Annotated in this window: 11 protein-coding genes; 1 reads left to right on the forward strand and 10 read right to left on the reverse strand. The window is 41.5% G+C overall.

The window, feature by feature from the left end; translation table 11 throughout:
• Positions 1-772: 772 nt before the first annotated feature.
• Complete coding sequence (gene ispG, locus T429_RS0106300) at positions 773-2,014, reverse strand: flavodoxin-dependent (E)-4-hydroxy-3-methylbut-2-enyl-diphosphate synthase (protein ID WP_005774928.1); 1,242 nt, start codon at positions 2,012-2,014, stop codon at positions 773-775.
• A gap of 923 nt (positions 2,015-2,937) precedes the next feature.
• On the opposite strand from ispG, the gene T429_RS0106305 reads away from it, so the two are divergent.
• Complete coding sequence (locus T429_RS0106305) at positions 2,938-3,225, forward strand: hypothetical protein (protein WP_005774549.1); 288 nt, start codon at positions 2,938-2,940, stop codon at positions 3,223-3,225.
• Here the strand turns inward: T429_RS0106305 and T429_RS10625 are convergent.
• The 9 genes from T429_RS10625 to T429_RS0106355 all read right to left on the reverse strand — a co-directional run bounded on the left by T429_RS10625 (position 3,222) and on the right by T429_RS0106355 (position 12,574).
• Positions 3,222-3,389 carry a hypothetical protein gene (locus T429_RS10625; RefSeq protein ID WP_154645777.1) on the reverse strand — a complete coding sequence of 56 codons (168 nt, stop codon included), beginning with the start codon at positions 3,387-3,389 and terminating at the stop codon, positions 3,222-3,224. The two genes, T429_RS0106305 and T429_RS10625, sit on opposite strands and share 4 nt — an antisense overlap.
• 294 nt (positions 3,390-3,683) lie before the next feature.
• Positions 3,684-4,688 (reverse strand): HlyD family secretion protein, encoded by a 1,005-nt coding sequence (locus T429_RS0106315; RefSeq protein ID WP_005774548.1) that lies wholly within the window; start codon positions 4,686-4,688, stop codon positions 3,684-3,686.
• A gap of 24 nt (positions 4,689-4,712) precedes the next feature.
• Complete coding sequence (locus T429_RS0106320; protein ID WP_005774929.1) at positions 4,713-6,344, reverse strand: MFS transporter; 1,632 nt, start codon at positions 6,342-6,344, stop codon at positions 4,713-4,715.
• Positions 6,345-6,367: 23 nt separating this feature from the next.
• Positions 6,368-6,784 carry an ATP synthase F1 subunit epsilon gene (gene atpC, locus T429_RS0106325; RefSeq protein WP_005774930.1) on the reverse strand — a complete coding sequence of 139 codons (417 nt, stop codon included), beginning with the start codon at positions 6,782-6,784 and terminating at the stop codon, positions 6,368-6,370.
• A gap of 125 nt (positions 6,785-6,909) precedes the next feature.
• On the reverse strand, positions 6,910-8,517 hold the full coding sequence (gene atpD, locus T429_RS0106330; RefSeq protein WP_005774931.1) for a F0F1 ATP synthase subunit beta: 1,608 nt from the start codon (positions 8,515-8,517) through the stop codon (positions 6,910-6,912).
• Positions 8,518-8,536: 19 nt separating this feature from the next.
• Complete coding sequence (locus tag T429_RS0106335) at positions 8,537-9,463, reverse strand: F0F1 ATP synthase subunit gamma (RefSeq protein ID WP_005774932.1); 927 nt, start codon at positions 9,461-9,463, stop codon at positions 8,537-8,539.
• Positions 9,464-9,483: 20 nt separating this feature from the next.
• Complete coding sequence (gene atpA / locus T429_RS0106340; RefSeq protein WP_005774933.1) at positions 9,484-11,019, reverse strand: F0F1 ATP synthase subunit alpha; 1,536 nt, start codon at positions 11,017-11,019, stop codon at positions 9,484-9,486.
• Entirely contained in the window at positions 11,019-11,603 is a 585-nt protein-coding gene (atpH, locus tag T429_RS0106345; RefSeq protein ID WP_005774934.1) for an ATP synthase F1 subunit delta, read from the reverse strand. Before atpH ends, atpA begins: the two co-directional genes overlap by 1 nt.
• A gap of 701 nt (positions 11,604-12,304) precedes the next feature.
• A complete protein-coding gene (locus T429_RS0106355) occupies positions 12,305-12,574 on the reverse strand; it encodes a hypothetical protein (RefSeq protein WP_005774935.1) in 270 nt (89 codons plus the stop codon).
• Between the last annotated feature and the right edge of the window lie 79 nt (positions 12,575-12,653).

Here is a 12,653-nt window from a genome sequence, read left to right on the forward strand (position 1 = left end):
ATTTTATAGAAAAATAAAAGCTGACCTTTTATGACAGATAGGGCAATATCCGCTATAAGGATCTTCAGTTTTATCAATTTTATATCCGGAAAAATGCCTAAAAATATCGGAAGAAAGAATAAATCATGTTCTTTCTATAATTTTGCTTTTGTCAAAGTCTATTATTCCACGAACGCAAGAACCGCCAACGAGCCAGCATCCACATTTAAGGATCTATCAAAGTCTTTATATTGTTTTACTGAATAGTCTTAAAAAGCTCAAACGCATCGATATCAGTCATAAGTTTCTGATACCATGCATAAAAGCTGGTTTTGCCTGAGATCATCAGCAGTGCAATACTTTCACACCGTACCAAGCAACTGATAAACAAACAATACATTGATTTATAATCATCATTCATTGTTTTGCATGTCGAATGAGCATCCTGAATATTGTAAAATTCTTTCACTCACTCATAGTGCATCAATTCAAATCACTTATCTGCCCTCACAAGCGAGGGAGACATGTGAGTAAAAACGTTACAAATAAAAACTAAAATGTCTTTTATGGTACCATCTCAAATCTTAAAAACTGTATGGAAGCCGGCGCAAATATATGATGCTGCGGGTTGTTCTTTTATTAAACTTAAAAGATGGGGGGACCCTATAAGTTTTATACCCTTCACGAGAACTTTACCATTATAGCATTTCATAAACTCCATCGTGAAATGGAAATCTTAAGAGATATCTCTTTAAAACAAGGGATCTTCTTTATTTCAACCTTGTGCAATTATTCAACCTTGTCCAAAGCGTTTATGAATATAATCACTCAAAAGCCCCTCGAATTCTTCAGCAATATGATCACCCCGCAAAGTTTTTACCTTTTGTCCATCAATAAAAACGGGTGCCGCTGGACTTTCTCCCACTCCGGGCAATGAAATTCCAATATCCGCATGTTTTGATTCCCCTGGACCATTGACGATACATCCCATCACAGCAACCTTCAAACTTTCAACTCCAGGGTATTTTTCACGCCAAACGGGCATATTTTTGTGTAAATCTGTTTCAATTTTTTGTGCCAATTGCTGAAAGACCGTTGAAGTTGTACGCCCACATCCAGGGCAAGCTGCAACCACGGGGAGAAATTGCCGAAATCCCATCACTTGCAAAAGCTCTTGCCCCACTTTTACTTCTCGTGTTCGATCCCCACCCGGTTCCGGCGTTAAGGAAATCCGGATTGTATCGCCAATCCCTTGCTGTAATAAAATGCCCAAAGCCACTGAAGAAGCCACAACCCCCTTTGTTCCCATCCCTGCTTCTGTTAAGCCCAAATGAAGAGCATAATCACAACGCTCTGCCAAGGAGGTATAAACAGCAATAAGATCTTGAACATCACTCACTTTAGCAGAAAGAATAATCTTATCACGCCCCAATCCCATCTCTTCAGCCCAACGAGCCGACTGTATAGCCGACTGCACAACCGTTTCCCGCATCACTTCAGCAACCGATAAAGGATTTTCTTGTCTCGCATTTTCATTCATAAGCTGTGTTAACAACGCATTATCAAGAGAACCCCAATTTACGCCAATGCGAATAGGTTTATGATAGCGACAAGCAATCTCAATAATTTCTGCAAATTGACGATCTTTTTTTGCACCAAAACCTACATTTCCAGGATTGATGCGATATTTAGCAAGAGCTTCAGCGCATGCCGGATGCTCTGATAAAAGCTTATGGCCAATATAATGGAAATCCCCAACCAATGGGACAAAAAATCCTAACCGCTCTAGTCGCTCACGTATTTTTGGGACAGCTGCCGCCGCTTCATCACGATCAACGGTAATACGAACCACTTGTGAGCCTGCTTGCCAAAGAGCAGCCACTTGAGAAACGGTTGCATCAACATCAGCAGTATCTGTATTGGTCATTGACTGTACAACTATCGGGCTCTGCCCCCCAACCATTACATCACCAACAGCGACGCCCACAGAACGGCGACGCTCAAGAGGTTTCGATAAAAAATAGGTTGTACTCATCAAGTCCTCAAATTTTTAAAATCTGCACTATCAGTCATCATTGACATGGACTTTCTCGGCACTTCAAAGGACGAAAACACACCGCCCACCAATCTTAACAGATTGCTTAAAGTTCCATCTGTTTCCCCTGATGCAATTTAAGCCCATAAGCGAGATCCATTCATAGATGCCTCAGATAAATCCTACCACGCCTGCTCACATTCACACTTTTACACTTGGTTTCTTCAAAAAGAAACTGAAATCAGACAAGGACAAGACCGCATTTTTAAGTGGCACCCTATACCTTACATCCACGTCATCGAAGAAAAATGTCTTACAGCACAATAAAGAACGCTTATCAAAGCGCAATTTTAAAAAATGTATGAAAGATAACCGACCAATGAAGTCAACATATTGATTGATAGTACTTTCTCTTTTTACAAATTTGAATGGAAAACTCAAATATTGTAAGCTTCTCTCATTTCAAATCTTTTTATCTCTCATCAAAGCCATGTCCCTTACACACTTAAAAGCGCCCATGAAGATAAAAAGTAAAAATACTTGAAGAACTGTCTTCAAAAGCAATCACAACACTTCGCAACAAGCACAAAAAAATGAAGCACCCAATTTGATTCCTTTATGAAATAATGATGAAAATGCGCGATAAGCTTGAGACCTCTCACGAGAGATTATTCTTTGCAGGAGATTTTATCTTATATCTTTCACCTTCTCATCATGAAATGAACACAAGCTCGTTAAGAAACGCCTCATTAAACCCAAACGCTTAAATTTTCACCTTACCCCCGAACCACATAATCCCCTCCAACAATATACCCCTAGGCCGCATAATCAATGCAACCTTTCAAATTTTAAGCCGTTATAGCAAAACCCCAAACACAATTCCAAAGATCATGCAACAATTTAACACATGAAGGAGTCAACAGATGTGTCTATTTTCAACCAATGCCAAAAATGCTAAAATTAAAAAACGTATTGCACAATTAAAAAGAGAACTCGTTCCTGTAAATCGCTGGAGCTCTCAAAATGATAGCTTTGAAAATATTTCTGAGCTTTTTAACACGTGGAAACAAAAGGGCCGTCATGCGCTTTATCATCTCAACGAACAAGCAACAGAATTAAAGAAAAAAGTGAAAGCAAACCCTAAAAAAACCCTCGCATTAGCTGCAGGATTAGTTTTAGCAAGCGTCTTACTCATACGCAAAAATTACTAACACCAATAATTTCCCCCTTTTAATGCCCGCTTTGAATCGGGCATTTTTTTATCGTTGATAAAGTATAATATTTTACGCCCCCTAACCTTACGCGCCCAAAAGATAAATTTTTCACCCCACAGTCTCTCATGCAGCTTTTGATCTAGCCGGATCACTGCACGCATGCAATCCACATCCCCACACTTAAAAGAACAGCATGGTAAGAGACGACAAGCAAGCTTTTACGTATTATTCCATCCCCCTCGTCCCCCCGTGACTGAGTTATTTCAAAAGAAATGGAAGGAATTAAAGAGACATGCGCTTTAATATTTTTTAGAGCATTATTTTACATCATGACCAATAAGAGTTTTAAAAGCTTTAAAAGATGGAGCATCACAAACCAAACGAAATCTTCTAAAGTGAACAACCACTTGCTATAAGAAAACGGTATAAAAATTAAATTGAAAAAACCCAAAATTTTATCCTCCAGAATCGACTCGCTGCGAAGTATCCACATATGTCACCACAGACATCCCAGGAATGAGTTTTTCGATTCCTTCCTGTCCAGGATCTAAAGCAATCCGTACGGAGATACGTTGCGCAATTTTAATAAAATTACCAATTGTCGTATCCGTTTTTAACAATGAAAACTCTGAACCTGTCGCAGGAGCAAAACGAACCACACGCCCTGTTAACTTTTTGTTGTTCAATGCATCAACAGAAAAAACAACCGGTTGTCCCACACGCATCTGAGAAAGTTGCGTTTCTTTATAATTAGCAATAATCCAAATATCATCAGAAATGACGGAGACCAATTGCGTTCCCGGCATAACATATTGTCCTACCCTAGCGCCAACCAATCCAATATAGCCTGTTCGAGGCGATAAAATCTTTGTATGATCGAGATTGAGTTTAGCCAACTCAACCCCCACTTTTGCGCCCGCAACTTCTGACTGTAAACTTTGCCGTTCAAGATTTAATTGTTTTTGCAATTGCCGTTTTGTTTCCAATGCCGCCAAGAGTTGTGAAAGAGGACGAGAAACAGTACTTGCCGCATCACCAAAGCCTAACTTTTTATCAGGAACAACATTGGAGAATGCTCGTGAACGGGCCAATTCGACTTCTGCTGTATTAATTTCACCCTGCAAAAGCTGTGCTTGCAATTCAATACTGGCCAATTTTGCATTTTTTGAATCGAGAACAGCCTGTGCTCGTGCAAGCTGCTGACGAAAAAGAGAATCATCAAGCTCAAAAAGCAGCATTCCCTTTTCAACGCGTTGATAATCTTGCACATAAATCCGTGCGATCACCCCAGAGATCTGTGAACTAACCAAAGTAACATCGCCTTTAATGGAAGCATTATCCGTTATTTGGATATTGCTTACAAAAGGAGGAAGTCTCCAAGCCCACAAAATCAGCAAAACCCCCATAATACCTGACAGGAATGCAACAATCGTAGCCTTTGACCGTAATGCTTTTATCATTTTTTGCACCCCTCTTCTATGACATCACTTTTTTTCTAATGCACGCACAGAGCATGACTTAACAATCATTGTGACAAGAAAAATAACGAATACAACCATTGAAATATAAAAATAAAGCCGAAAAACGTCATCATAAGCAAAAATATTTGCTGTTAACTTAAATTTCTCTATCAATAGAGAAGTCCCCTGATCTTTTCCCAAGCCATGAGCAACAGAAGCACCATAAAAAGGCGAAAATAAAGTATTCATCTCACCAGAAATAAGCGGATCAGTCACAACAATATTTTGTGTTAAGGACTCAAAGTTCTTATGGGCAAAATAAAACTGCAGGCTGCCAAAAAAAGCCGACCCCATCAATCCCCCCGTTACTTGTGTGAGTAAAAAAACAGCAATAAAACTCAAAACATAACGCGGTCCTCGCTCACCAGCGATCACAAACCCTTTAAAAAGCGCAGGAGGCAAAAAAAGTGCATAACTAAAACTCACCAATCCTTGGCTCAACATCATATCTTGTGGACGCGTTAAATGGTTTACACGACTATCTAAATAAGCGCCAAGAGCCAAACAACCCAAAGATAACAAATAAAAATAATCCTCACGCCCTGCCCGTAAAAAAAACACACAAACAGCCCCCCCTAACAGAGTCCCCAATGTCACTGCAAAATACATGGGTGCCATCTCGCGATTGAGCAAACCAAAAAGATTAAAAAAACCGAAGGGCAAATTGGATCGTTCCAACAAGAAAACATGAAAAATCAATAAAATAAAAACAGATTGAATCATTTCTTTACTGAAAATCCAACGCAGATCAATCAATGGTTTTTCTCTATTAAGCTCAATCATAATAGCAACAGCCAAAGAGAAAATAGCCAGTGCAAGCCCCCAACCAATCCACGGTGTTTCATACCACCAATACAAGATGCCAACAGACATAATCACAGCATTAAGACCAAGACCAAGAGCAATCAAACCATAGCTTATCCAATCTAACTTTTGAATAACCTTACTCCGGACAACAGGGGTCAGAGGCAACGTATAGATACAGACCAAACTGATGAGAACCAACCCCATTTCCAAAGCAGAAAGACTGGAAAATCCGCCATTTTCCAACAAATCAGGAGAAATCAAATGCGATAAAGGTGCTGCTAAAGCCGCATTCATATAATTCAAACTAAGACCAACAGTAAACTTTTTCGCTGGCGCAAAAGCCTCCATCATATAAAGTAACGCAAGCGAAGCCAAAGGCGCAGCAGCGATCCCAGCAAAAAAGCGAATAATCAGCGCAGAACGCAAATCGGTCACAAAGAGCTGCAACGCGCAAACCAAAACGAAGCCAAGGATCGACAGTTCAGCAAAAGCACGCAAACCAAATTGATAGCGAATTTTGATCAACATAATCGCCACACTGACATTTGGTGCCATATAGGCTGCAACCAACCATGTCGTCTCGGCTAAAGTTGCATGAAAATCACCGGTCAGATGGACAATATTAGACTGAACAATATTGGCTCCTAAGCCATAAGCCCATTGCAAAATAAGAGAAGCGAAAATATAAACAAAACATTTCGGCAAAGGTCCCGCAAAAACACGACCAGGACGAGGAAAAGGCTTTCCGCCCCTTTTGGCAGACACAACCGTACTCTTTTTTCCGCTCATGTCACCTTTTCCTGTATACCTTGCTACGCCTCTATCAACACAGAACCATCAGCTGACAATTGTTGGAAAAAAGCCTCGATTTTAGGATTGTCCGCATCACTCGTTCCCCCCTCTAATGTTGCTTGAACCTGCAAAATCTGCTGTTCTAAGGCATCAAAAGAAAGATGCTCCACAGCCACAACATGCTCGACCAATAAAGAGCAACCCGAAAAGGTAATATTTGCAACACCTCCGTAAACAGCAAAGAGCTTTTCTCCCACAGAGGTGCGAACACGAACAGCCCCCAACACAATGCTTGCCACCAATGGTGCATGATGTGCCATAACAGTCAAAGCACCAGAAGCGGAAGGAAGAACAACAGACACCACCTGCTCTGAAAACACCATCTTTTCAGGCGAAACAAGCTCAAACAAAAAACGCTCTTCTCTATTGTTTTCCACAAAAGTCTCCACAATACCCTGAAGGACTCTCCGCCCTCTTTACCAACTTATCTTTTTCAACAACTTGCCCTTATTTAACGACAAATATTCACGACAGATTTTTCCTCAAGTAAGAAGCTTCTAATTCAAGAAGCCTCTGCCATGAGACGTTTTCCTTTTTCAATGGCTTCATCAATCGAACCCACCATATAAAAAGCAGCTTCTGGCAAATCATCATAATCGCCCGCACAAAGACCTTTAAAGCCTTTGATTGTGTCTTCCAAAGGAACAAGTTTTCCTGGCGAACCCGTAAAGGCTTCCGCCACATGGAAAGGTTGCGAAAGGAAACGTTCAATTTTACGCGCCCGTCCCACCAACAATTTGTCATCTTCAGAAAGTTCATCCATTCCAAGAATAGCAATAATATCCTGAAGCGCTCTATAACGTTGTAAAATGGTTTGCACTTGACAAGCAACCGTATAATGCTCTTCCCCCACAATCAATGGATCCAACATACGCGAGAAAGAATCAAGCGGATCCACGGCTGGATAAATTCCCTTTTCCGCAATAGAGCGCGAAAGAACGGTTGTGGCATCCAAATGGGCAAAAGACGTTGCCGGCGCAGGATCTGTCAAGTCATCAGCCGGAACATAAATAGCCTGAACAGAAGTAATAGAGCCTATTTTTGTACTGGTAATACGTTCTTGCAAAGCCCCCATATCCGTTGCCAAAGTAGGCTGATACCCCACAGCAGAGGGAATACGACCTAAAAGAGCAGATACCTCAGCCCCTGCTTGTGTAAACCGGAAAATATTATCCACAAAGAAGAGAACATCTTGTCCTTCATCACGGAAGCTTTCTGCAATGGTCAATCCTGAAAGAGCCACACGCGCACGTGCTCCTGGTGGTTCATTCATTTGCCCATAAACAAGCGCACATTTTGAGCCTTCTGTTGAACCATTGTTTTCTTTTGGATTCACATTCACGCGGCTTTCGATCATTTCGTAATAAAGATCATTTCCCTCACGTGTCCGTTCTCCCACACCAGCAAAGACGGAATAGCCACCATGTGCCTTTGCAATATTGTTGATAAGCTCCATAATGAGAACGGTTTTTCCAACACCAGCACCACCAAACAAGCCAATTTTACCCCCTTTAGAATAAGGGGCTAACAAATCCACAACCTTAATACCCGTGACAAGAATCTCTGAAACAGTTGATTGTTCGACATATTCAGGTGCCTCTTGGTGAATAGAACGCGTTTTGGTTGAAGCGATTGGTCCCACATTATCCACGGGTTCTCCAATCACATTCATAATACGCCCCAATGTCGCTTCTCCTACAGGAACACTAATCTGTGCACCTGTATCCACGACCTTTTGTCCCCGCATCAGACCATCGGTCGTATCCATCGCAATCGTACGCACCGTATTTTCACCCAAATGCTGCGCAACTTCTAACACTAAGCGATTGCCTAAATTCTCTGTTTCCAAAGCATTGAGAATATTTGGCAATGCCCCTTCAAATTGCACATCAACGACAGCACCAATAACCTGCTTGATCTCGCCAACAGCGCCTTTTGCACGCTCTTCTTTTTTCACCGGTGTATCTTTAGCGGCACTACGCGCAGGCGCAGACGAAATCTTTACATTCACTTGAGATTTCGAAGCATCTTTTTTCACACCGGAACGAGCAGCTGGTTTCTTTTTTTCACCTTTTTCTGCTCCTTTACTTGAGGTTACTGCTTTTGCCATCAATCCTTACCTTTTCCATTTAAAGCGCTTCAGCGCCCGCAATAATTTCGATCAATTCTGTGGTAATCTGTGCTTGACGTTGACGATTATAAGCCACCGTCAATTTATTAATCATTTCACCTGCATTGCGCGATGCATTGTCCATAGCGGTCATCTTTGCGCCCATTTCACCAGCAACATTTTCGAGTAAAGCCCGAAAGATTTGCACTGAAAGATTGCGGGGCACCAGCGCCTCTAAAAGAGAAGCAGCATCAGGCTCATACTCATAAACAATCGCCTCATGAACAATTGATTGCGAATCTCTGCTTGTCTCTTTTTGTTCCACAACATCTGTTGCCTCAACAGCTGCTTTTGGAGCCCCCATTGGGATCAAGCCAAAAGCTGTTGGACGTTGATTAATCACGGAAACAAATTCAGAATAAAACAATGTACAAACATCAAAAGCGCCTTCATTGAACAAATCAACAATGCGTTGACTAATCACCAGCGCCTCTGCAAAACCGATTCGCTTTACAGCATGTAAATCGATGTGATCAATCATCAAACTTTTGTAATCACGCGATAAGATATCCGCACCTTTTTTGCCCACAGTGATAATTTTCACAATTTTACCAGCGGTCAACAGCGCTTTAATTTGCTCACGAGCACGACGAGCGATTTGCACATTAAAAGCACCACATAAACCGCGCTCAGCCGTACAGACAACCAAGAGATGCACATCATCGTGCCCCGTGCCCCGCATAAGAGCCGGTGCATCAACACCATCCACATCCCCAGCAACACTGGTTAAAATATCAGCCATCCTCTTCGCATAAGGACGTGCTGATTGGGCTGCCTCTTGTGCACGATGCAACCGCGCTGCTGCAACCATCTGCATAGCTTTGGTAATTTTCTGTGTTGCTTTAACCGAAGCGATACGGTCTCTAAGATCCTTTAGTGAGGCCATTCAAGCATTCCATCAATTCATCACGAAAAATTTTTTGCATAAGTGTTGAGAACAGTTATCAACTTATCTTTTAGCTCATCTGTTATCTGCTTTTGCTCAGCAATTGCTTTTAAAAGATCTTGATAATCACTCCGCAAAAGTACCAGAAGCCCCTGCTCAAACCGCGCAACATCAGAAACCGCTAGAGAATCAAGATAGCCATTCACCCCTGCGAAAATAACCACCACCTGTTCTTCTGTTTTAAGGGGAGAAAATTGTGGCTGTTTTAAGAGCTCTGTCAAGCGTGCTCCCCGATTTAAAAGCCGCTGGGTTGATGCATCCAAATCAGAACCAAACTGCGCAAAAGCGGCCATTTCACGATATTGCGCCAATTCCCCTTTAATCGATCCAGCAACCTGCTTCATGGCTTTAATTTGTGCAGCCGAACCAACACGCGATACAGAAAGACCAACGTTTACAGCAGGACGGATACCCTGATAGAACAAATTGGTTTCCAAGAAAATTTGCCCATCGGTAATCGAAATCACATTTGTCGGAATATAAGCCGAAACGTCATTTGCTTGCGTTTCAATGACCGGCAAAGCTGTCAACGACCCTGATCCATTTTCCGCATTCAATTTTGCCGCCCGTTCTAAAAGACGTGAATGAAGATAGAAAACATCTCCTGGATAAGCTTCACGCCCCGGTGGACGACGCAGCAAAAGAGACATTTGACGATAAGCCACTGCTTGTTTTGACAAGTCATCATAACCGATCAAAGCATGTTGCCCATTATCGCGGAAATATTCGCCCATCGCGCATCCCGCAAGAGGTGCTATAAATTGCAAGGGCGCAGGATCAGAAGCGGTTGCCGCAACAATAATAGAATATTCCAGTGCTCCACGTTCTTCTAAAACTTTAACGAATTGTGCCACCGTCGAACGTTTTTGACCGATAGCCACATAAATACAATAAACTTTATCCTGCTCTCGTCCAGCCCCTTTTTCATGGAACGGTTTTTGATTTAAAAATGTATCGAGCAAAATCGCGGTTTTTCCTGTTTGGCGATCACCAATCACCAACTCACGCTGCCCCCGCCCAATAGGGATGAGCGCATCAATAGCTTTTAATCCGGTTGACATAGGCTCATGCACAGACTGACGCGGAATAATCCCTGGTGCCTTAACATCAACACGACGACGCTCTGTTTCCTTAAGTGGTCCCTTACCATCTATAGGATTTCCAAGAGCATCAACCACACGGCCAAGCAAAGCGGGTCCCACAGGGACATCGACAATAGCGCCCAATCGCTTTACACAATCCCCTTCACGAATATCGCGGTCTGAGCCAAAAATGACCACACCGACATTATCAACTTCCAAATTGAGCGCCATCCCGCGCACACCATTTGGAAAAGCAACCATTTCCCCAGCTTGAACATTATCCAAACCATAAACGCGAGCGATACCATCCCCCACAGAGAGAACCCAACCAATTTCTGAAACCTCAGCCTTTTGGTCAAAGTTTTTGATTTGCTCTTTCAGAATTTTTGAAATTTCAGATGGTCTAATATCCATCAGCTGACCTCTTTTTTCAATGCAAGCCTAAGCGAAGACAATTTTGTGAGAAGAGACGTATCAATTTGAGACGCCCCGACACGAATGATTAATCCACCAAGAATTGTTGGATTCACAATGATATGTAGCAAAACTTTTCCCCCAATGACACCTTCCAAAGTCTCACACAACTCTTGTTTTTGTTGAGAACTCAACGGGCGCGCAGAAATAATTTGCGCAGTAAGTTGCTTCCGAGCGCGTGCAACACAACGCTGAAAAGCATGGAGAATACCAAATACAGCACTAAGCCTACGATTTGCTGCGATAACGCGTAAAAAATTACTAACAATCTGCCCTGCTTCTTTATCAGCAAATTTAATGTTTTCACAAACAGATTGCATCACCTTAATTTGCTCTTTGACTGAAAAGAACGGACTGAGCACGAAGTGTTTTAAATCTTCATTTTGCTCTAAGACAAACAAAAAATCTTCCACTGCCTTTTCAATTTTTTCAACGTTTCCTGCTTCTTGAACGCAATTAAAAAGCGCTTGCGCATAACGTTGATCTACCAACGGCAGCGGTATGAGAGAAAATGAATCCGACACGAAATACCGCCTCTTTCCCTTGAGCGACTCTCTGATAGTTATCAGATGATAATGAAACAGACATTCTCACTCTTAAGAATCTTCTTCTTAAAACCTCGAACGAAAACCATTCGGTTTCTAGCATAGACATAGCCGACTCGCAACACCACAAATCGCTGCTTTTTAAAAATTTTAAATAAAATATTCAAAATATTTTTGAAAAGGATTTTTTTAGATCTCCAAGATGGCATCACGGTTTTTTTATGCCTCTTTTTGACATTGTTATAAGCGATTTTCACGCTCTCTATTGTGCTTCAATTATTGTGCTTCAAGCGCTCTTGCCCTCCCAAAACAGTTTTTCTTTGAAGATTACTCCTCTTATCCTACAAAAGTTTTGCGAGAAGCGACTACTACTTTAAAAATCTATTATTTCAAATGAACAAGCAAAAAATAATAATAGATATCTCCTTAAAATTAACAAAAATGATCCTTTCGCTTTAAATGCCCTCTACTTTTTAAAATATTTCATCAAGTATATTTTCTTGCAAAAAAACTGCCCAAAAACACTTCTCATGTATCCACAGTTTCTCAAAGCTCAATAATGGTACCACCCGATACCCTAAAGATAGAAAGCCTTAACGGCTTTTTCATTTATACAAAGCATTTACATTATTGATGAGCAACATCATAAAATGAATACCAACACTCTGAGAAATATTTGCTCAAACAATTAGATGAAAGTAACCATAATGATATTCTTTTTTGGGAATACTCGATTGGGAATGCTCTGCTTTGCATGAAAAATCTGCTTCCATTAAAGAACGAAAGGAACAAAACTGTAAGAAATGGAGAATCTCCATTTCGCGACAGCACCCATGAAGGCGATAAACCGCCATTGAGCCCCCATCTTTACGTTTGATCAGAAGCAAACCAACGGCTCTCACCCATTGCCTCAATGTTGCGATAAACCCTTGACACTTGAAACAGTTCATAAGAGGCATGCCTTTCTTGCACAATTCCACACCACACAAGCGCCTCACCTGTAACGTGTAGAAGTTAAAACTCTTAATA

It is taken from the genome of Bartonella elizabethae F9251 = ATCC 49927, assembly GCF_000518165.1.
Taxonomy (GTDB): domain Bacteria; phylum Pseudomonadota; class Alphaproteobacteria; order Rhizobiales; family Rhizobiaceae; genus Bartonella; species Bartonella elizabethae.